The organism is Acinetobacter sp. CE-15 (genome assembly GCF_051059255.1).
Taxonomy (GTDB): domain Bacteria; phylum Pseudomonadota; class Gammaproteobacteria; order Pseudomonadales; family Moraxellaceae; genus Acinetobacter; species Acinetobacter guillouiae.
This window is the reverse complement of the sequence record NZ_CP192737.1, coordinates 2,105,187-2,127,182: the sequence shown is the minus strand read 5'-3', so window position 1 is coordinate 2,127,182 and position 21,996 is coordinate 2,105,187. Positions and strand designations below refer to the sequence as shown.

The 21,996-nt window shown below is 37.5% G+C and carries 20 protein-coding genes and 1 pseudogene; 13 read left to right on the top strand and 8 right to left on the bottom strand.

What is annotated here, in order from left to right; all coding sequences use genetic code 11:
* Positions 1-11: 11 nt before the first annotated feature.
* Positions 12-2,621, bottom strand: a complete 2,610-nt coding sequence (gene pepN / locus ACQ7EO_RS09820; protein WP_434279477.1) for an aminopeptidase N — start codon at positions 2,619-2,621, stop codon at positions 12-14.
* Between the two features lie 247 nt (positions 2,622-2,868).
* On the opposite strand from pepN, the pseudogene ACQ7EO_RS09815 reads away from it, so the two are divergent.
* The 5 genes and pseudogenes from ACQ7EO_RS09815 to dsbG all read left to right on the top strand — a co-directional run.
* Positions 2,869-3,069 (top strand): annotated as a pseudogene (locus ACQ7EO_RS09815) (DUF7660 family protein); the annotation flags it as partial.
* A gap of 27 nt (positions 3,070-3,096) precedes the next feature.
* Positions 3,097-3,552, top strand: a complete 456-nt coding sequence (locus ACQ7EO_RS09810) for a hypothetical protein (protein WP_434279476.1) — start codon at positions 3,097-3,099, stop codon at positions 3,550-3,552.
* A gap of 68 nt (positions 3,553-3,620) precedes the next feature.
* Entirely contained in the window at positions 3,621-5,681 is a 2,061-nt protein-coding gene (gene dsbD, locus ACQ7EO_RS09805) for a protein-disulfide reductase DsbD (RefSeq protein ID WP_434279475.1), read from the top strand.
* Positions 5,682-5,692: 11 nt separating this feature from the next.
* Positions 5,693-6,523 (top strand): prolipoprotein diacylglyceryl transferase family protein, encoded by an 831-nt coding sequence (locus ACQ7EO_RS09800; protein ID WP_434279474.1) that lies wholly within the window; start codon positions 5,693-5,695, stop codon positions 6,521-6,523.
* Between the two features lie 57 nt (positions 6,524-6,580).
* Positions 6,581-7,330 carry a thiol:disulfide interchange protein DsbG gene (dsbG, locus tag ACQ7EO_RS09795; RefSeq protein WP_434279473.1) on the top strand — a complete coding sequence of 250 codons (750 nt, stop codon included), beginning with the start codon at positions 6,581-6,583 and terminating at the stop codon, positions 7,328-7,330.
* A 139-nt stretch (positions 7,331-7,469) separates the two neighbouring features.
* Here dsbG and hpaR read toward each other — a convergent pair whose 3' ends face one another.
* The 3 genes from hpaR to ACQ7EO_RS09780 all read right to left on the bottom strand — a co-directional run bounded on the left by hpaR (position 7,470) and on the right by ACQ7EO_RS09780 (position 9,317).
* Complete coding sequence (hpaR, locus tag ACQ7EO_RS09790; protein ID WP_004821962.1) at positions 7,470-7,901, bottom strand: homoprotocatechuate degradation operon regulator HpaR; 432 nt, start codon at positions 7,899-7,901, stop codon at positions 7,470-7,472.
* A 677-nt stretch (positions 7,902-8,578) separates the two neighbouring features.
* A complete protein-coding gene (locus ACQ7EO_RS09785; RefSeq protein ID WP_434279472.1) occupies positions 8,579-8,959 on the bottom strand; it encodes a hypothetical protein in 381 nt (126 codons plus the stop codon).
* Between the two features lie 19 nt (positions 8,960-8,978).
* Positions 8,979-9,317: an immunity protein Imm33 domain-containing protein gene (locus tag ACQ7EO_RS09780; RefSeq protein WP_262086214.1), complete on the bottom strand. Its 339-nt coding sequence runs from the start codon at positions 9,315-9,317 to the stop codon at positions 8,979-8,981.
* 137 nt (positions 9,318-9,454) lie between these two features.
* On the opposite strand from ACQ7EO_RS09780, the gene ACQ7EO_RS09775 reads away from it, so the two are divergent.
* Both ACQ7EO_RS09775 and ACQ7EO_RS09770 read left to right on the top strand, forming a co-directional pair.
* On the top strand, positions 9,455-9,994 hold the full coding sequence (locus tag ACQ7EO_RS09775; RefSeq protein ID WP_151802384.1) for a LexA family protein: 540 nt from the start codon (positions 9,455-9,457) through the stop codon (positions 9,992-9,994).
* A gap of 107 nt (positions 9,995-10,101) precedes the next feature.
* Positions 10,102-11,304, top strand: a complete 1,203-nt coding sequence (locus ACQ7EO_RS09770; RefSeq protein WP_434279471.1) for a winged helix-turn-helix domain-containing protein — start codon at positions 10,102-10,104, stop codon at positions 11,302-11,304.
* Between the two features lie 132 nt (positions 11,305-11,436).
* Here the strand turns inward: ACQ7EO_RS09770 and ACQ7EO_RS09765 are convergent, their stop codons facing one another.
* On the bottom strand, positions 11,437-11,655 hold the full coding sequence (locus ACQ7EO_RS09765) for a hypothetical protein (protein WP_178283360.1): 219 nt from the start codon (positions 11,653-11,655) through the stop codon (positions 11,437-11,439).
* 351 nt (positions 11,656-12,006) lie between these two features.
* Here ACQ7EO_RS09765 and ACQ7EO_RS09760 point away from each other — a divergent pair, with 351 nt between their 5' ends.
* From ACQ7EO_RS09760 to accC, 4 genes are all read left to right on the top strand, one after another.
* Complete coding sequence (locus ACQ7EO_RS09760; RefSeq protein ID WP_034615569.1) at positions 12,007-13,323, top strand: Y-family DNA polymerase; 1,317 nt, start codon at positions 12,007-12,009, stop codon at positions 13,321-13,323.
* 235 nt (positions 13,324-13,558) lie between these two features.
* Positions 13,559-14,014: a type II 3-dehydroquinate dehydratase gene (gene aroQ, locus ACQ7EO_RS09755; RefSeq protein WP_004719793.1), complete on the top strand. Its 456-nt coding sequence runs from the start codon at positions 13,559-13,561 to the stop codon at positions 14,012-14,014.
* 17 nt (positions 14,015-14,031) lie between these two features.
* Positions 14,032-14,451, top strand: coding sequence for an acetyl-CoA carboxylase biotin carboxyl carrier protein (locus ACQ7EO_RS09750; RefSeq protein ID WP_004719790.1), 420 nt, complete (start codon positions 14,032-14,034; stop codon positions 14,449-14,451).
* A 16-nt stretch (positions 14,452-14,467) separates the two neighbouring features.
* Positions 14,468-15,832: an acetyl-CoA carboxylase biotin carboxylase subunit gene (accC, locus tag ACQ7EO_RS09745; RefSeq protein ID WP_004719789.1), complete on the top strand. Its 1,365-nt coding sequence runs from the start codon at positions 14,468-14,470 to the stop codon at positions 15,830-15,832.
* A gap of 115 nt (positions 15,833-15,947) precedes the next feature.
* On the opposite strand, the gene ACQ7EO_RS09740 is transcribed toward accC, so the two are convergent.
* Entirely contained in the window at positions 15,948-16,436 is a 489-nt protein-coding gene (locus ACQ7EO_RS09740; RefSeq protein WP_004821977.1) for a hypothetical protein, read from the bottom strand.
* A 253-nt stretch (positions 16,437-16,689) separates the two neighbouring features.
* Between ACQ7EO_RS09740 and ACQ7EO_RS09735 the strand changes: the two genes are divergently transcribed.
* Entirely contained in the window at positions 16,690-18,165 is a 1,476-nt protein-coding gene (locus ACQ7EO_RS09735; protein ID WP_034615571.1) for a GGDEF domain-containing protein, read from the top strand.
* A 22-nt stretch (positions 18,166-18,187) separates the two neighbouring features.
* Positions 18,188-19,678: an amidase gene (locus ACQ7EO_RS09730; RefSeq protein ID WP_434279470.1), complete on the top strand. Its 1,491-nt coding sequence runs from the start codon at positions 18,188-18,190 to the stop codon at positions 19,676-19,678.
* A gap of 206 nt (positions 19,679-19,884) precedes the next feature.
* Here the strand turns inward: ACQ7EO_RS09730 and ACQ7EO_RS09725 are convergent, their stop codons facing one another.
* Positions 19,885-21,375, bottom strand: a complete 1,491-nt coding sequence (locus ACQ7EO_RS09725) for a sulfite reductase subunit alpha (protein ID WP_434279469.1) — start codon at positions 21,373-21,375, stop codon at positions 19,885-19,887.
* A gap of 12 nt (positions 21,376-21,387) precedes the next feature.
* On the bottom strand, positions 21,388-21,978 hold the full coding sequence (locus ACQ7EO_RS09720) for a PepSY-associated TM helix domain-containing protein (RefSeq protein WP_151802376.1): 591 nt from the start codon (positions 21,976-21,978) through the stop codon (positions 21,388-21,390).
* Positions 21,979-21,996 lie beyond the last annotated feature (18 nt).

Genomic DNA, 21,996 nt, shown 5'->3' with positions numbered 1-21,996 from the left:
ATTATAAGCCATTAAACACTTAACATACTATTTAAGGTTTCACTGACATTTTTTGATTTCACTTGAGATTTTAATCCTTCAAGTGCGGCTTTTACTTCACTTCGTTGTGGTTCAGCTAATGTATACCAGCGTGTAAGGACTTGGAGTAAACGAGAGCCAACAATTGGATTCTTCTCATCCAAATACTTCGCCAAATCTACAAAATGCTGAACACCAAAACTCCATGCATTGACAGGATTGGCATTTAAACCACCACTCACTGAACGAATACGGTTAGGAGTACCTAAATCATAATCAGCATGTGACGTTAAATACTGAATTGTTTCAGCCGTTGCTTTCGGATGCGCTGCTTGAATCATAAACCATTGATCTAATGACAATGCTTCATCCTTAAAGCGCTTATAGAAGTCCGCTAAGGCTGCTTTTGCTTGTGGAGCATCATTCCATACCAATACTTTAAGTGCGCCAAGTCGCTCAGACATGTTCACAGAATTTTCATACTGTGCATAAGCCAAATCAAATACTGCGGTATCCCCCTGACGCGCCATAAAACTCAACATGATATTTTTCAGAGCACGAACACCCATTGCTTGTGAAAATTCATTTTGTGAATCTGGATCAAGTGATAAATATGTTTCTTTAACAAAGTCACCCAAGACTTTAGCCAATTGATTCAACAAGGCTTCACGTGCTTCATTTACAATCAAAGGATTATAATCTTGATCAATACGACTACCCAAATAACCTTCACTTGGTACATCAAATAAGCGTGACGCCAATAGCGGATCTTTTTCAATTACACTTGGTAAGGTCTGTTTAATTGCATCTACATAAATTTGAGCATCATGACCATTAAGCAAAATACGCTCAAGCAAAGTCTGTGTGGCTTGCCACTGGTTAAAACCATTGGTTTCATATTGTAATAAGAAGGCAAGTTCTTCATCTGAATAGTTAAATTCAAGATTTACCGGTGCTGAGAAATTACGTAATAAAGATGCTACAGGCTTTTCGGTCACACCTGTAAATTCAATACTTGCTTCTGTTTGATCAAACAAATACACCCCATCTTTTACCCCATTCTCAAATAAAGCCTCAGAATGCAAGGTGTACTGCTCACCTGTTTCTGCATTAAACAATGCTAAAGCCACAGGAATAGGTACAGCTTTTAAATTTGGATATTTAGGATGGGGTTTTAAACTTTGTTTAAAGCTTAAACGATAAGTTTGAGTACTCGCATCATATTCACCTTTCGCTTCAAGCTTTGGCGTTCCTGGTTGGTTATACCAGATTAAAAATGCAGATAAATCGACACCTGAACCCGCAGTTAAGGCAGCAACCCAATCTTCAACAGTGACCGCTTGACCATCATGACGTTGAAAATATTCATCGGTACCCTTACGGAATTTTTCTTTGCCCAATAAAGTTGACATCATGCGGTTAATTTCCGCACCTTTCTCATACACTGTCGCGGTATAGAAATTGTTGATTTCTACAAAATGATCTGGACGTGGCGGGTGCGATAATGGGCCTGCATCTTCTGGGAATTGATGCGCTTTAAGCACCGCAACATCGTCGATACGTTGTACTGCAGCCGATTGTAAATCTTCTGAAAAAGACTGATCACGGAAAACTGTTAAGCCTTCTTTTAAACACAATTGGAACCAATCACGGCAAGTAATACGGTTACCTGTCCAGTTATGGAAATATTCATGAGCAATTACAGACTGTACACGCATGATTGCGGCATCAGTGGTATATTCTTCATCAGCAAGCACACATGATGTATTGAAAATATTTAAACCTTTATTTTCCATTGCACCCATATTGAACTGACTGGTTGCCACAATCATATAATTGTCTAGATCGTATGCACGTCCATAATGTTCTTCATCCCAACGCATAGAATGCTTTAACGCTTCCATCGCAATATGACATTTTGGGATATCTTTTTCTTCTGCATAGATTTCTAAAGCCACATCACGACCTTCTGAAGTGGTATAACGGTCTTTTAAAACTGCTAAATCACCAATCACACAGGCAAATAAATAAGCTGGTTTTTTGGTTGGGTCTTCCCAAATGGTATAATGGCGCTCATCACCAGTTTTACCCGCTTCAATCAAGTTACCATTTGCCAAAAGTACAGGATATTTGTTATCGGCTTCTACACGAGTGGTAAACACAGATAAGACATCTGGACGGTCAGGATAGAACGTAATTTTACGGAAACCTTCTGGTTCATTTTGAGTGACAAATAAATCACTCCCCGCAAGATACAAACCTTCGAGTTGTGTATTGGTTTCAGGATGGATGACCACAGATGTTTCAACGATGGCTTCATCTGGTGCATTGGCAATCACCAATTGCTCAGAATCAAGCTTATACTCACTTTCAGTAAGCTGCTTACCATTAATAGAAATTGATTTAAGCTCAAGATCGCGTCCAAGCAATACCATATCTCCTGCTGCTTGGCGTTTCATGACTAATTTGCTGTTTACATTGGTATGGTCATCATAAACTTGGATATCGAGATTGATTGAATCTACAACATATGAAGGTTTTTGATAATCTTTTAGAAATATAGTTTGATCTGCTTCAACTACTGGGTTTGCCGCGATATTCATATGATGTCCTAATCCTATTGTTGAGCTTCGACTTGTTATCGTGAGCTTGATCATCAATCAAATTTCACAAAGTGTCTGTTCTGTACTGTTGATTAATTTCTATATGGGTCTAGTTGAAATTAATTTCAATTGTTGGAATGCAAAAAACGTGCGAGATGGCCTATATTTATACAACAATTTATCCTGTAAATTAGAAATGATGCTTATGAAAATTAATGCAATAAAAAGCAAATAAGATTTTTTAACATTTTTAGATAATCTCAAACAAGATCATCTTGAAAATATTCAACAATGGGAAAATAAAGATTTGCAAAGCTTTTTAGCAGCAATGCACAATTGGGTGGAAGATATGGAGGGTTTTTATGCAAATACCCAACAGCCACAACCAGAGTGCATCCCATGGAAAATTTTTGCAGATATTTTAATGGCTGGAAAAATCTATGGATAATAACAAGGAAAACTTTGAGGAAAGAGTATGAAATCGCTTAGGCTATTTATAACTATAATGAGTCTTCTCCCTTTGCCTGTTTATGCAAAGCAAACTACTCCATATTTTTGCTTTAAAGAAAGTCAAAACAACGTAGATGAATTGTCAACAGACTCGAACCTTCTGCTTATTTCTGAGGAAGAATTTCCAAAAGTCAAAACAGTTCAATATTATCCTTATATGAAAAAAATCTCGTTAAAATTTACCCACTATGATGCTGTTGATACAGCACAAGGTAGACCAAGTGAATTTCACGATTTCTATAAAGAAATAATCAATCAGAAAGAAACAGGAACTTATGAAATCGTTTATCAAGGTGCTGTGCTTTACAATGTCAATTACACCAGCAAAAAAACCAAGAAAATGACCCAATTCGACAGACTCTATCCTGATGATGGACAAATTTTTCAAAAACTTAAGCAAAATGGGGTTAAATGCTTTTAACGGTATTTTTACAAAGAAAAACTTAGAATAATGCCTTCTTTATCTGAAATTATGGATAATGGCTGTAAATGAAACAAAGATATGGAATTATGAAGTTGCGAACCTTGCTCAGTGTATGTGGTTTTACTTTGTTGAGTCTAAGTACCATCAGCCACGCAAATCCTGAGTTTCTCCCCCCAGATCAAGCTTTTCAATTCTCTGCTGAATCAATTTCAGAAAATAAAGCACAATTGAAATGGACAGTTGCACCTCACTATTACCTTTATCATGATCAATTTAAAGTAACAGTCAACAATAAAGCTGTACCTTTAAGCCTCCCAAAAGGTCATATCAAAGATGATCCAACCTTTGGGAAAACAGAAGTTCATTATGAAAATGTGACTACACAGATTCAGGTCAAACCAAATTCACAATATTTAGTGATGTATCAGGGTTGTTCTGCGGATGGTTTATGTTATCCATTACAAAGAAAAACTATTGCAACTGATGCAGATGGCTTATTACCACAAAGCAATACATCGTCTAAGCACCTATTCAATAATAATTCAAATAGCACATTACTCAATCAGCCTGCTACTGCCTCAGCTCAAGATAAAAAGCTCAAAGAAAACGCTGAAACTAAAGCCAATTCAACTGTTGAAAAACCAGTTCCAAACAAAGTATTGGATGATCAAACCACTCAGCTTGGACAAAAAACTGTCAATAAAGCAGATAACACTGTAAATCTAATCGACCCCAATGCTTCTGTTGCAAGTAGCAATACAATTACAGATACAGATACAGATACAGATACAGATACAGATACAGAAAATTCTGCTGATTTAAACAGCAATACGGGCACTAAAAACAATACATCGTCATTACAATGGAATGATGATCAATCATTCTTCAAACTATTGTCTAAAGACTCTCTGTTTCTAAATTTATTGGTGTTTTTCGGTTTAGGTATTTTACTGGCGTTTTTACCCTGTTCGCTGCCACTTATTCCAATTCTCTCTGGCATCATCATTCAGCGCGCGAAAGGTTATAAAGCTGTTGTGATTGCCTTGTGCTTTGTAGTGAGTATGGCGGTGGTTTACGCCATTATGGGGATTGTGGTTGCTGAAATTGGTTATAGCTTTCAACGTTGGTTCCAAAGCCCTTGGATCGTTTCATTATTTGCAGTTTTATTTGTTGTATTAGCTTTAAATTTATTTGGTTTATATCAATTAAACTTACCGCAATTCATCACCAATAAATTAAGTCATCTGCAAAATAATCAAAAAGCTGGGACAGTGCTCGGTGCTGTAGTTATGGGTGCATTATCAGCACTTATTGTTGGCCCTTGTATGAGTGCCCCACTTGCTGGCGCATTACTATTTGTTTCACAAACTCAAAGTGCTGTATTAGGTGGCTTGTACTTATTTATTCTTGGTCTAGGTATCGGTTTACCTTTATTTATCGCCAGTGTATTTGGTTCTAAATTATTACCAAAACCAGGTAAATGGATGGATCGGATTAAAGTCAGTTTTGGCTTTATTATGCTGATGGTTGCATTGTACTTTATTCGCCCTATGCTGCCTTCGACTGTCTATGCTGCAATTTTTGCCTTGCTGTGTATTGCATTGGCAATCTATCTCTTTATTGCTCTACGTGACAGTGAAAAAACGGTTAATAAAGTTATTCTTGCCATTATCGCAATAGCCAGTTTAATGGCTGGTTTTTGGAATATTCAACAAAGTTATTCTGCTTATCAAATTCAACATAGCCAAACAGAACATTTAGTTTGGAATAAAGTGACCACCGCTGAACAATTAGAACAGGCTTTGATCAATGCAAAACAGCAAGGCAAACCCATCATTATTGATGTCTATGCGGACTGGTGTGTGGCGTGTCAACCGATTGAAAAAGAGGTATTCCCACGTACCGATGTACAAGAGGCATTGAAAAACTTCACCCTCATCCAATTAGACTTAACGGAATACAACGCCTCACAAGACATCATTTTAAAACAACGTGAAATTTTAGGTCCGCCAACCATGCTGTTTTTAAATAGCAATGCACAAGAAATCCGTGAATTGCGCTTTACAGGTACCTTCTCAGCACCACAACTTATTCAACAAACTGAAAAAATACACACAGGACGTTAAGCACACTCTCCATGATCACTGCACAAGCAATTCATTTAGGACCGATTATGTTGCCATGGGGATTAACCATCCTCATGCTTGCGATACTGATGAGTGTGGTAATTGGAAAGTTTAGCTTTCAATATTTTAGCATTTCAAATTTACAATGGGCTACGTTTAAAGACTCGATTTGGTCTGCATTCTTGGTTGGCTTGTTATCTGCACGACTGGGGTTTGTCTTACTCAATTTAGATGTTTATTTAGAGCATCCAATTGAGATCTTGAAGATTCAAGATAAAGGTTTTCATCTTTATGTGGGAATTGCTTGCGCTGGCCTATGGATGGTTTGGAAAAATCGATCTCTAAAGAAAAGCTTTATTGCACTATGCTTTGCAGCTTTTGCCCTGTTTTTCATTTCAGGTCAATATTTCTATCAACAGGTACAATTGCAATACCAACAATTTCCTCAAGTCAATTTAGTCAATCTTCAACTAGAGCATGTTGAGCTGACTCAGTTCCTCGGCAAACCCACCGTAATTAATCTTTGGGCCAGTTGGTGTCCGCCTTGCAGACGTGAAATGCCGGTGTTAAATGATGCTCAACAACGATATCCCAATGTGCAATTTGTCTTTATTAATCAGAATGAAGATGCCAAAACGGTGCAAACGTATTTACAACAACACAAACTTAATTTGCATTGGGTTCTACTGGACTTTGACGGTGTAACGGCACAAAAAATGGGAATGTTTGGCTTACCCAGCACCTTATTTTTTAATGCACAAGGCAAATTAATCGATACACATATGGGGGAACTTACCCATGCTGCACTTCACCAAAAAGTTCAAAGGATAGTTTCGGAATAATCTATTTCATTGGCATTGATTAAAGAATTATTGCTTTTAACCTTAGGAGTCATCTTGATGATTGATTTAAAAACACTCGGTATTTATTCGCTTGGTTTGGTATTAAGTGGCTCTTTGTTTGCTGCTGATGCAAATTTCCTTAAAAATAAATTGGAAAAAGAAGGTTATAACTTTGTTAAGCAAATAAATGCACCCGAGGGTTTAGAAGGTTGGACGGGCTATAAAGATGAATATCCATCGACTATCTTTATTTCAAAAGATCAAAAGCACTATATCGTCGGTGACCTATTTAATGCTTCAGGAAAAAATTTAACCGAAGAAGCGATTAACACCCATGTTAAAGGTGCCGTATTAGATGAAATTTGGAAAAGCCTAGAAAAATCAACTTGGATTCAAGACGGCGATCGCAATGCACCAAAAGTCGTTTATGTGTTTAATGACCCAAACTGCCCCTACTGCCATACCTTCTGGCAACAAGCACGTCCCTTTGTAGATTCAGGAAAAGTTCAATTACGTCATATTATGGTTGGGGTCATTCGCCCAAGCAGCAAAGGACAAGCCGCAACGATTTTAAACAATGCCAATCCTGCAGAAATTTTTAAACAATACAATTTAAGCAACGGTAAGAATAAATTGGTGGAAATGAAAAGCATTCCTAAGCCGTTATCTGAAAAGTTAGATGAAAATACCAAACTCATGGATAAATACGGTTTTTATGCTACTCCAGCAATGGTATGGAAAGATACAAAAGGTGAAATTCAAAGCCAGCAAGGCGCACCGAAAGACATTAAAAAGTTATTTGATTAAACAGTGATAAAAATGAGTGATTAAAACCCACTCATTTTTGATTAGGGTGTTTTGCATATTTAAAATGAATTGAGTGACATGCAATTTTATACTTTAATCCCTAAACCATTGTTTCACTTGAAATCTGATAATTTAAAATTTATCGTGGTTTTATTTTAGAGAGATCGTTTAACAATTCCATAAGCTGCTGGATTTTTTCTGCACCATATTGTGTTTGAATATCTGTATAGCTTTCTTCCATTTTCACCGCTTGCGTCTCAAAGTATCTTTTACCTTCATCGCTCAGCTGAATCAAGCTCACTCGTTGATCATGTAGATCTTTTCGTTTCTTAATCAGATTTTGATCAAGCATACGATTTAAAATCCCCGTTAAACTGGGTCTTAAAATACATGCCAAATCAGCCAAGTGGTTATTTTCAAGTTCATCATATTGATAAAGTACAGAAATCACACGCCATTGCTGCTCAGTCAAACCCATTTCATTTAAAATCGGTCTAAAATGCATCATTGTAGCTTCTCGCGCTTGTAACAAAGCTAAAGTCAGAGATGGCGATACGCGAATCGGTTTCATAAAAATCCTTTAAATAAAAATTTATAGAGAGATTAATTAAAGAATTTATTCAATACATAGCCTCACGATTTGACTGATGAGTGAATTCATACAAATCCATATTCTCTTGACGACAAAATGATAATAAAAAATTTATACTGCTCATGCGAACAATCTTACAGTAACAACATCTACGCAAAATAAAAATATTGTGGTAATGCTTGTTGCATATCATAAAAAATCATCAATAAAATGAATGACTCACTTTATTTATATGATTGTAGTATATAGCAAAATTTTCAGCTTTTGTTCAAGTGCTTCAGCCTGTTTGGCTTTATCCACGATCTTGAATTGCCCTGCTATTCTTTTTAAAATTCTGCGCAAAAGCGAATGCTGGTTGATTTTTCTGTTTCTTTTTTGAGTGGTTATTTTCTTTTTAATCGGCTTGCTGTCTTTTTCCGATATTCAGGCAAATAAAATCCATAAAAAATGCATTAAAAAACTCGCAATTAAGCGAGTTTAGGGTGCGTCAATCATACGATTGACGCTTAAAGCCACACAAAATACAGACCAGGGAAAATCAAATCTTGTACTGCTTTAATGCGTCTATTATTGATCATTTTTTTAAAAACAACTTATCATTTTCAGCCAATTAAATATCATTTTCTGACTAAAATAAGGCTTAAATGACATTTTGTTTATTTCTTAATCGAACAAAATCGCTCAAGCGTCATTCCTGACTGCTCAATACTTTGCTTTTGTCGATCTAAAAAATTATTGGCGATCACCAACATCATATTGGCCGTATCAAGTTCTAAATTTTCTTTCGAAATCCTAGCAATCGCTTGATAAGCATCTAAACGTGAACAAAATGCTTGATGCTGTTCAATCGCAGTGATCGTGCTATGCGCTTCATCCAAGATATGTTTAGTTGCATTGACTTGATCAGTATAGGTTTGAATACGTTGGTCATACTGTTCTTGGGTGAGTTTTTGCATGGATGATTCAGCAAAACTTTGCGTGCTCAATCCACTACTCAGAACAATACTGCAGAGGCTCAAAATAAATCTATAGATCATGCTGAAGCAAACCTTTTATTTATAAAACATCTGCTTTCCATACATCTTCGTATTCATCAGCATCTATCATAAATCTAAAGCCTTGTTCCAAAGCCAGATAAGGGATCGCATCAGGAAAAACCTCTTCAAGCTCTTTTACACTGATCACATCAAAAAAATCTTCACCCTCTTCCAACTCACCACCATAAATAAACCATGACACATTTTCAGCATCTGGCTGTTTACGCAAACCCACGATCGGTTCTTTACTTAAGGTTTGCTTAGCGATAGCCACGAGATCTGTTTCATTGACTTTGATATATCGAGAGTCAAATTCTTCACACACTAATTTCTGTTCTTCTACAAAATCTTGCAACATGTACATTTCCGAGCGATTGGATTTTGTCAAATTGTAAGCTGACAGTTTGACAATCACAATCAATTCACCAAAAGAATCTTGCATCACGCGTTTATTTTGTTAAACTTGATTGTGTTACATTTTCAAGGTGAATCGTGATGCCTCCAAATTTGACTCCACCATCGAAGTTAAGTGATCGCTCTGTAAGGGAAAATTTTAAGACAATCAATTCTCTTATTTCTATTATCGAGCCTATCTCAAAGCAAGATTTACGTACAATTGAATTTCGTAGCAACATCTGTATTCCTTATCCTTTGGAAACCGTTGCAGCAGGTTTTCCATCACCCGCTCAAGACTATACTGAAAAGAAAATTGATTTAAATGAACACTTAATTCATAACCCTATTGCAACCTTTATGTTAAAAGTTAACTCCTTATCAATGAAAAATGCAGGTATTGAAATTGGAGATGAAATTTTAATTGACCGTAGCCTAGAGGCTGAACACGGCGATGTTGTTTTGGCATTAATCAACAATGAATTTACAGTCAAACGCTTTATGCAAGTTAAAGTATCTACAGGAATTTATGATATTTGGCTCAAAGCAGAAAATCCTGATTTTCCAGATATTCATCCACACAGTGAAGAACAAATTATGATTTGGGGTGTTGTTACTTGTATTCTTAAAAAATTAAAATGATCATTGAACGTCATAGCCTTTGTTTGTGCTACTCACCTTCAAGCTTCATTTGTGATACCCCCCTAGTAACCAAGACTCACTAAAAATAGGTTAAAAAAATAATTGTTATGATTGAATCATTAAGACGTCTGGCACTCTCTCATCAAGGCCTAATTTCACCTGCTTCCTTTGGTACAGGATTATCTGGAACACGCCATGCGATTGAACATCTTGGCTATGTTCAGATTGATACAATTTCTGTAGTAGAACGTGCCCACCACCATATTTTATGGAGCCGTGTTCCAGACTATCAGCAAAGCCACTTAAATCAACTGGTCAAACAGCAGCATATTTTTGAATATTGGTTTCATGCAGCATCTTATTTACCAATGCAAGATTATCGCTATGCACTTCCTCATATGACATCAATTAGAAATGGTGAGCATCGTTATTTTAATCGTGGTGATCAAGCTTTTATGAGTGAGATTCTGGCTCGGGCGAAAGCTGAAGGCAGTATTCGATTACGCAACATTGAACAAGGCAATAAGCAAAATTCGGGGGGCTGGTGGAACTCAAGTTTAGCGCGTCGTTCGATTGAGCAATTGTTTATGCAAGGCGATTTGATGATTTCTGAACGTAATGGTATGGAAAAAGTCTATCAACTGACCGAATATTGTATCCCAAGTCATCTTGATCTGAGTGTTCCTACACTAGAGGAATATGCCCGCTACTTGTTCAATACCACACTCCGTGCACATGGGGTGTTTGCATGGAAGCAATTGTTGCATTTAAAAGTTGGGCAAAAGATTCGTGAGGCAATGCGTGACATCGTCAATGAACAATTAGATGCAGGTATGATCACCACTTTAGCTCAATTCGGCAATAGTGACAAAGAGAGTCAAAATCTTTATATCAAAACCGATGCCTTAGAACAGATCCCGAATATTGAGTTAAAAGTAAAAATTCTCTCTCCTTTTGACAATCTGGTAATACATCGTGAACGTTTAAATACCCTGTTTAAATTTGATTATCGTTTGGAATGTTATGTGACACCACCTAAACGTGTATTTGGTTATTTTTGTTTACCTATTTTATATGGGGATCAAATTGTCGGACGTATAGATTGCAAAGCACATCGGGCAAAAAATCAATTTGAAGTCATCAGCCTACATCTTGAACCCCAGCATCTTAATCATACTATTGCAGACCCAGCGCATTTCTTTAGCGCACTAAACACTGAAATACACCATTTTGCCCAATTTAATCAATGTATAAATATAAATGAAGGTCTTCATAAAATTCTTGATGAAAGCAATAAACGATTTAAGTAATCGACAACGTAAGCTTAAAATCAAGACACTTAAAAATGAAGAAGCTTAAAATTCAAAATAGCTAAAATGACAAAACGCCTCAATTGAGGCGTTTTGTCATTTAGAAGCTACGATTAAGATGAGTTCAAAGCCCTATTTTTGCTGAGGCTTGTGTTGGCTTTGCTGATTTTGTTGAGCCTGTTGGTTGGATTGTTGCTTTTGCTGGTTTTGTTGATTTGATTGTTGATCTTGCTGACTGTGTTGCTTCTGCTGCTGATTAGATTGGTTGGGTTGACCTTGTTGGTCATTCTGCTGGTTTTGTTGCTGATTTTGTTGCTGATTCTGTTCAGAGTTATGTTGTTGATTAGCCATTTTCATATCCATCCTTTTCAATATTGGGATATGCCGTACAAATCGACGACAACTGTTAATTTAGCCCTCTCAGTTTTCTATACAAGGATTGAGATGTTTCATTTTTCGACATTGTAAGCTGCAATTTAAGATATACCTTTTAAAAGAACCACTTCTCTATTTGCTCTTTTTACCTAAATTACTTAAACCACTACGAAGCTCAACAGTGCTTAGTCAGTTTTGCATCTCACCACACCAACGATTTAATCATCCAGCCCAAAGGATGAACAAATCCACACTAGATTTGATTTGAATTTATTTTAAACATCTTTTAATATTTCACTTGAATTTGTAACTTTTTCAAGACAGCCCATGAGCGAACAAATTTTTGCTTTGATCGACATTAACAATTGTTATGTCAGTTGCGAGCGCGTATTTAACCCCAGTTTAAATAATAAGCCCGTTGTCGTCTTAAGCAATAATGATGGTTGTGTCGTTTCACGAAGCAATGAAGCCAAGGCGTTAAGCATAGATATGGCAATCCCTTGGCATGAAGTTGAACAACAAGCTAAAAAAGCTGGGGTACTCGCCTTTTCAAGTAACTATGCTTTATATGGTGATTTTTCAGATCGTTTTTTTAAAATTTTAAAGATTTTTTTTAAAGATGAGGATTTGGAAGCCTACTCTATTGATGAATGTTTTATCAATCTCAGCTCTTACCAAGACTTATTCGATCTACAGGATTATTGTAGAAAACTCATCAAAACCATCCAAAAATGGCTTGGTCTGCCCTGTTGCATTGGTATTGGCTATAGTAAAACTCAAGCCAAGCTTGCCAACAATTTTGCCAAGAAACGTAGAGGCTTTGATAGCGTCTGTGACCTGACTGGTTTAGATTTATGCAGTTTTGAAGGCCTACTGCTTGAAACCAGTGTTGCAGAAGTCTGGTGCGTTGGACGTAAAACCAGCAAACGCTTACAAGCTTATAATATTTATAATTGCTATGACTTAACTTTTGCCAATGAACATTACCTTGCACGCGAGTTTTCAGTGGTCATTGGGCGCACCATTCGTGAGCTAAAAGGTCAATCCTGCATTGCATTGGACGATGCAGACATTCCCTCCAAACGCATCCTTTCCTCACGCAGTTTTGCATCTGCCCTAAACAATGTTGAGATTATCAAACAAGCAATTATTTTCCATGTCAATCGTGCACATCAACGACTCAGCAAGCAACGGCAACTGTGTGCAGTTGTGCATGTTTCCTTATATGAAAAAGTTGCACAGGCGCCCTATAAAAAGGCACAAAGTAGTGTCATTGGCTTGATGTATGCAACAGACGATTTGATGATTTTAACCAAGTCAGCATTACAGCAAATTGATGTTTTATTTAAAGAAAATTTAAAGTATGTAAAAGTTGCTGTGATGTTCTCAGCACTGCATAGCAAAAGCCAGCACATCAATGACTTATGGCATCCTGTAGACTTTATTCAGCAACGTGATCAACTTATGGATACGCTCTCAAGTATGAAACAACGCTTTGGCTCAGACTGTATACAAGTGGGTTATCATTCCAACCAAGAAACATGGAAAATGCGCCAGCAAAATCGATCTCCAAGCTATACAACACGTTGTAGTGAGATCTTATCTATTGACGATAGTCATATGGCTGTTACACAAATCAAATGAATAGTTTTGGTCACTCAGTTTAAAATAAAGTCTCTGTAAAACATCTGCTAAAAATGTCATATTTTAACATTGCCATTTACAGACAAAATTAACATTATATAGCCCATACAAGGCACTGCGTTTCCGCGACGATTCAAAGAAAATATAAAGTATTTGTGGAAAAATATGCCATAATATGCAAACTTTGCAGACATCTTGCAAATTTTTTTGCGACTTTTGAATTGGAGCACTCTCAATGAGTTCGACCATTTTGGTCATTCACGGACCAAACTTAAACTTGCTAGGAAAGCGCGAACCTGAGGTCTATGGTCACCTCACATTGGATGACATTAACCAACAATTGAGTCTCCAAGCACGTCAAGCCAATATAAGTTTAGATACTTTTCAAAGCAACTGGGAAGGTGCTGTGGTCGATCGTATTCACCAAGCACAACAAGACGGCATAAAATTTATCATTATTAATCCTGCCGCGCTGACCCATACCTCAGTCGCTATACGTGATGCCCTACTTGGCGTTGCGATTCCATTTATTGAAGTACATCTTTCTAATGTTCATGCACGTGAAGCATTTAGGCATCATTCTTATTTATCAGATAAAGCCGTTGGCGTCATTTGTGGTTTAGGTGCCAAAGGCTATTCTTTTGCACTTGATTTCGCCATCGAAAAACTTAAATCTTCAACCCAATCATAATTTAGGAATACGAACCCATGGATATTCGCAAAATTAAAAAGCTCATCGATTTGATGATCGAATCTGATCTTCAAGCAATTGAAGTGAAAGAAGGCGATCAATCGATTGCTTTAACTCGCCGTAATCCTGTGGTTGCTGCTGGTGTAGCACCTATTGCCCTCCCAACCGCTGAAGCGCCTGTAGTTAAAGCTGCCTCTCGTGGTGCAGTAGAAACGTCTCCAATGGTTGGTGTGTTCTATTCAGCACCAAGTCCTGGTGAAGCACCCTTTGTAAATGTAGGTCAAACTGTTTCTGCAGGTGAAACCCTCGGGATCATCGAAGCAATGAAAATTATGAACCCGATTGAAGCAACTCAAAGTGGTGTAGTTGAAGAAATTTTAGTAAAAAATGGTGATGTAATCCAGTTCGGTCAACCTTTATTCCGCTACCGCGCGTAATACCTCGGGGGTTGATATGTTGCAAAAAGTTTTAATTGCAAACCGAGGTGAGATTGCATTACGCATCACTCGAGCTTGCAAAACTTTAGGAATCAAAACTGTCGGCATCTATTCAGACGCTGATAAAGATTTGATGCATTTACGTTTTTGTGATGAAGCAGTATGTATAGGTCCAGGTGCAAGTAGCGAAAGCTATTTAAACATTCCTGCCATTATTACCGCAGCAGAAATTACAGGCGCAGATGCCATCCATCCCGGTTATGGTTTCTTATCTGAAAATGCTGAATTTGCAGAAATTGTAGAAAACTCAGGCTTTATTTTCATTGGACCGCGTCCTGAACATATTCGTCTAATGGGAAATAAAGTTTCTGCAATTACGGCGATGCGTAAAGCAGGTGTACCAACAGTTCCTGGTTCAGCACATGCAGTGACACCCAACAATGCTTTGGCTGAAGCCAAAGAAATTGGTTTCCCACTGATTGTAAAAGCTGCTTCAGGCGGTGGTGGTCGCGGAATGCGTATTGTTGAACGTGTCGATACATTACTTGAATCGGTTCAAGCTGCACAACGTGATGCTGAAATGTGGTTCGGTGATGATACGGTTTATATGGAACGTTTCCTGCAAAAACCACGTCATGTTGAAGTACAAGTTTTAGCAGATGGTAATGGTCAAGCGATTCATTTATATGACCGTGACTGCTCTTTACAACGTCGCCATCAAAAAGTGCTTGAAGAAGCACCTGCACCAGGTTTACCAGAAGAAGCGCGCGCGCATATTCTTGAAGCCTGTGTCAATGCATGTAAGTTGATGCAATACCGTGGTGCTGGTACTTTTGAGTTCTTATTTGAAGATGGTGAATTCTTCTTTATCGAGATGAATACCCGTGTTCAAGTTGAGCATCCTGTGACTGAACAAGTGACTGGTGTAGATATTATTGAACAGCAATTACGTATCGCTGCGGGTCTAGGTTTAAATCTTCAACAAGAAGATATTAAAATCGAAGGTCATGCGATTGAATGCCGTATCAATGCAGAAGATCCGTCGACCTTCTTACCATCGCCAGGTAAAATTGAATCATTCTATGCGCCAGGCGGTGCAGGTATCCGTTTAGATTCTCATATCTATCAAGGATATAGCATTCCTCCGTATTACGACTCAATGATCGCAAAGTTGATTTCTTATGGTAAAGATCGTGAAACTGCGATTGCCCGTATGAAACAAGCCTTGGATGAGATGATCTTAACTGGAATTAAAACCAATATTCCATTACATAAAGATCTGATCCTTGAAGACAAAAACTTCTGTTCACAAGCAATGGATATTCACTACCTTGAAAAACACTTGTTAAAACAAGTTCAAGGACATGAAAAAGATGCTTAATATGCATCCTCTAATCCAGTAAAAAATCCAATAAAAAACCTCTGTAAAATCAGAGGTTTTTTATTTTAAAGCAAATGCTTGACTATTTAGCCAAGCATTGATGCTTTAAATCAACTTAAGGCAAGACTCTGCGTAAAGTAGCAAAGCACTGATCGCCTTTGTCAGAAATACAAAAATTCAAAGTATTCTTATTAACCCACTTCACAAAATATTGGGTAACTTCACCTGACTGATCTTCTTTACGCCCCGAACAATCAGTTTCATTATTTTCATAGCGAATTTGCATGATTAATGCGGGTGGCTTTTCCAGCGTATTATCGGGTGAAGGCTGATAATCAAACAGACCGATTGACCACTCTTTGGCACTATTCACCACCACTTCATTGGAACCGCGGAAATTATAATATTCTGTACATTTCTTATTTTCTGGAATTTCCATGCCCCATAAGCCTAAAATTTCAGGGCGAGTATTTATACGAATTGTGCTTGTGGTATTGGTTGCAGCCACAGTCGCAGGATTGGTTGCTTGAGGTTGAACTGTTTCAGCTCTCGCAAAAGGTGAAAGGCTAAGCAATAAAGAAATTATAAGTGCTGTTTTTTTCATACCAAGTCTGTATGTAATATTTCATCAGACATAAATTAGCATAGATTTAGAATAAAACATGTAAAATTAACGATATATGAACAATCTTTCTTGTTTAGTCTAGGCAAAAACATTTTTGTGACGAGCCCGAATTAAGGTAACTAAAACTATTGATTTATCGATATAAATAGATATGATTACTTATTAATACCTTAGCAGAGCCAGGTAAAATATTGGCTTAGAGATTAATCCCTCTTTAGAATAGGTTAGAAAATTGCCTCGAGCTATCGCATATTTAAGTCAAACGCTTAAAGACAACATCTCTGCATTTTTTATTATTGCAATGATTATTTTTGTCTGCGCATTGGCTGGAATATTTGGTAGACCCTTATCCTTTCTTGCCATTTTTTGGCCCGCAAATGCTGTTTTACTTGGACTTTTTTTAAGGTTTCATCGCTTAAAAAATATAGGGGGATGGATTGGCGCATTTACCGCCTTTATGCTTGCAGATCTGCTTACTGGCAATTCATTTTTAATCACCTTCTTTCTGACTTTGGCCAATCTAGCTCATGCCTTGGTCACATTAGGACTGATTCGTTTTTTTAAACTGGATTATAAACAATATAATAAAGGCCTAACATTTTTATACTTATTTGCAATCAGTGCCTTTGGCGGTTGTTTAGCCTCACCAATCGTTGCAAGTCTAACAGTCCCTTATTTACCAAATACCTTTATGGTTATGGATAGAATCTGGATTGATTTTGGCATGTGGTGGACGGGTGAAATCCTCAATGTCATTGCCTTTTTACCGATTATATTGGCAATCCCAGATAAAAAAACCATTCAAAGCCATATCCAACAATTTAAACAACAGCCTTTTCAATACGAAAAATTTCTTCCGCTGTTGGGCGTGATTTTATCGGTCATTCTGACTCATTTTTTTCTGGGACCAGGTGCAATCATGTTCCCCATTGCAGCACTGGTCTGGGCTGCACTAAGCTATAATTTGTTCTTTGTCTCTATCATTAACTGTATCGTGTGTATGCTGCTCTATAATGCATTGACTGCATATTATATCGCTCAATCTCCAGATGCCTATTTGGGCACTACATTGTCTGTACGCATCGGTTTAATGATGTTGGCTTTAGGGCCTTTAACCCTTGCTATTATCAGTTTAAATCGCCAAAAGCTTTATCACCAAATCTTATACTTAGCCAATCATGATGGTCTCACCACCACACTCAATCGTCGTTATTTCTATGAAGAAAGTGAACGTACCATTGCTGAGGATGTTGAAAAGCAACAAGCACACAGTGTCACGATTTTGGTTTTAGATTTAGATCATTTTAAGAAAATTAATGATCAATATGGCCATGTGATTGGCGATTATGTTTTGCAAGAGTTTACCCATCAAGTCAAAGCACAAATTCGTGCGAATGATCTATTTGGTCGCTTAGGTGGCGAAGAGTTTGCTATATTATTAAAAGATCTATCTTTAGAACAAAGTGTTGCAATTGCACAAAGAATTTGTAATAGCGTTTTTAATACCCCGATTCATTTAGATGATCAGCGTAGCTTAAATATCAGCGTCAGTATTGGCTTAAGTTATCAGACTTTACCCTATTGCATACCTTTTCAACAGCTGATTAAACGGGCTGATGATGCTTTGTATTTAGCCAAGGAAAAAGGTAGAAATCAACTTTGTCTAGAAACCACGATCGAACAAAACCAAAAGATATTTGCCCAATAACTCAAAACAGCAAGGGAAAGCTATGAAATTTTCAGAATATATTCAATATGATGGTATCGGTTTAGCACAGCTTGTTCAAAACAAAGAAGTACAAGCACATGAATTATTAGAAATCGCAATTCAACGTGCTGAACAGGTAAATCCTAAAATTAATGCGATCGTTATTCCGATTTATGAACAGGCATTAAAAAATACCCAAAACTATGCAACTGGTCCCTTTTCAGGTGTACCATTTTTACTCAAAGATCTACATCAAGAATATGCGGGTGTCGCAACCTCATCTGGTTCTAAGGCGTTTAAAAATGCAAAATATATTGCCAAAGAAAACTCAGAAATCGTCAATCGCTGGGTAAAATCGGGTGTGGTTACTTTTGGTTTAACCAATTCGCCAGAGTTTGGCATTAAAGGTATCACTGAACCTGAAGCTTGGGGCAGTTGCAAAAATCCGTGGAATTTAAAACACAATAGTGGTGGTTCTTCTGGAGGTTCTGCTTCTGGCGTGGCAGCAGGTATCGTACCAATTGCAGGTGCAAGTGATGGAGGCGGTTCTATTCGGATTCCAGCCTCGTATTGTGGCTTATTTGGCTTAAAGCCAAGTCGTGGACGTACACCTTGGGGACCTGAAATCAGTGAAGCAATGCATGGGGCTGCGATGCAACATGTATTGTGTAAATCAGTCCGTGATAGTGCCGCTATGTTAGATGCTACTCAAGGCTCAGATCGCACGGCGCTTTTCAATATCCAAAGTCCAACTGAACGCTATTTGGACATTATTGAAAAAGCCCCAAAACGTTTGCGAATTGGTTTTTCCACTGTTTCCCCAATTGGAACCAAAGTTTCAAAAGATGCAGTACAAGCCATTCAAAAAACCGCCAAACTTTTAGAATCTTTAGGACATATTGTTGAAGAAGCAACCCCTCAGATTGACGGTATGGCGCTTGCCAAAGACTTTATTACCACATGGTTTAGTCAATGCGCTTATACAGTCAATCAAGTCAAACAACGATTTGGTGCAACAGATCAAGATTTTGAATTAGATACACTGGCAATTGCCGCATTTGGTGCCAAAGCTTCTGCTGTGGACTATATTAACAACCTCAATAACTGGGGTGTTTATGTTGCAAAAATGAACCATTTCTTTGAGCGTTATGACTTATTTCTGATTCCGTCTACAGCCTCAGTAGCACCGAAAAATGGTGAGGTAAAAACACCATCTTGGCAGGTTCCGATTTTAAAAGCCTTGCTCAAAGTCGATCAAGCCCACTTACTGGCAAAAGGTAAGCTGGTTGAGCAAATGATTAAAAATAATTTGCAATGGGTTCCATTTACCCAATTGGCCAATATCACGGGCTTACCTGCCATGTCAGTACCTTTATATTGGAATAAAGATAATCTGCCCTTAGGTTCACAATTTATTGCACCTTTTGGACGTGAGGATGTGTTATTACAACTGGCGGCACAATTGGAGCAAACGCAACCTTGGGTAGCTAAATATAAAGGCATTGCGATATAAATTTTATCAGCTTAAATATTCACATTAGTCATCTGGTACTGGTGTGAATATTTTTTGAGAATAGCGCGGCATTGCAAGCTTTTCAATCATACATATTCATTTCTATAGAAGAGTATAATTTCCATAAGTTATAAAGTTTGCTTTCATAAGACTATTCTTAATTCGCTACATTAATCATCTATATAGAAATGAGAAACATCACGCAATCAATATACATCACGTAAGTAACGTTTTTGTTCAATCAACTGCTCAAACTGATTTTCACCTAAAATATCGATTAATACTGTTTCAACCCCTTGTGCCATCCCTTTTAAACTACCACAAATGTAAATTGATGCACCTTGCTCAATCCATTGTTTAAGTTGTGCTGATTTCTCCAATACACAATCTTGTACATATTTCTGATTATCTGTATCACGTGAAAACGCATAATCAATTTGCGGTAGTACAGACTGTTGTTGCCATAGATTCAATTGATCTGCAAAGCCAAGGTCAACTTGGTACTGACGTTCGCCATAAATTAACCAGTTTTGCTGAAAAGACCATTCTGCGCGTTGCCGAATATGTGACATCAAGCCTGCTATCCCAGAACCATTTCCAATCAGAATAATAGGCCGATCATTTTGAACCAGATAAAATGTGGGATTTGAACGAACTCGACAAGAAATTTGCTCACCTAAAGCCAGCGCATGGGTAAGATAGCCTGAACCCAGCCCTAAACCTGTTTGATGAACTTCTCGTCTGACCACCAACTCAATCTGATTTTGCGATGTAATACTGGCAATCGAATATTCACGAATCGGTAAGTCTTCTGCCTGTGCCAACCATTGCTCAAATGCCGTTGAATGCTGCATGGCATCAAATGAGCGTAAATTCTTAAACCGCAATAACGCTATTGGATGATTAGCCTGAAACACACTGGAGTCTTGAAGATTAAAACGATCTAAAAAATCCTTGATTTGTGAATCTGTGTTGGCACATTGAATTTCAAGAATATCACCAGATTTCCAACATAATGCTTCAACTTGGGTAAACACAAGATGATACATTGGATGCCCTAAACTGCCTTGATTTAACAAATGGCGTTCAGATAAAACCACGGAATGAAATGGATGTTGTGTCAATTGAACAGGTTGAGCTGAATATTGCGGCAAAACTAGGTCAAGTTGAGTTTGCCATTCCGTCAGACCTGTAGGGTTTAGTTGATCAACACAAATCATGGGAAATAAAGCTTGTGCATGGTTTTCAGTTAACCATAAATCCAATTGTCTACCAAAATTACAGAAATTTGCATAATGCGAATCACCAAAAGCCAACACAGCATACTCAATGTCATTTAAATCAAATGACTTTGTCATTACGTTTTTAACAAACTGACGTGCTGAATCTGGTGCATCACCCTCGCCATAAGTACTAACGATCCATAGAATCTTTAAGCTACGTTTAAATAAAGCGGCATTCACCTGTTCAATACTCAAGCACTGAACCAAATAACCTGAAGCAGACAATTGCTGGGCTGTTTGCAAAGCAAAACTTTCTGTCTGCCCTGACTGACTTGCATATACAATCAAATATTCATCTGCATTTTGAGCTAAATTGCGTTTTGATTGAGGTCTCAATAAAAGCAACAGAAAAATGCCATGAAATATAAACAAGATTGCTAAAAATATAAGTACAGTCAGTACAGCATGTGTCATTGTTCTAACCTTTTATACCACTGTCCAAACCAGAAGCATCAATAACGCTAAGCTGAATACCGTCAAGAAAAGATGTGTTTTTAAGCGAGTCTTAATACTTAAAAATAGGATATAGCCTGCCAATGATAAGATCGTAATGATGATTGCACTGATATCAATCAGCCAAGTCCATGCTTTACCCGCATTTTTTCCACGGTGCAAATCACTGATCAATGAAACGGTAGAGGCTGGTTTAAGTGTAATTTCAGCTTGACCATTGTCTAAAGTGACCCAAATATCTGTTGAACCTGCTGGGCTTGCCAAATGAATCATGACCTCATTGTCCATGACTTCACCACTCTTATAACGACCAATGACTGCATGATGTTGTCGTAGATAATCTACGATTTGAGTGCTTGGATTCTCTTGGTCTTTAATTTGAGTCAGGACATTTTCAGGTAAAGTAATCGTTTCAGTATTTTCATCTGTTGCAGGGGTAAACCATTCAGGGTGGTTTAAAATTAATCCCGTAACAGCAAAAAAGATTAATACAATAAAGGCAAAAGCCGATAACCAGCCATGCACATAACGTGCATGGCGGTAAAAATCTCGACGTTGATACACAATTAAATTCTCATCAAA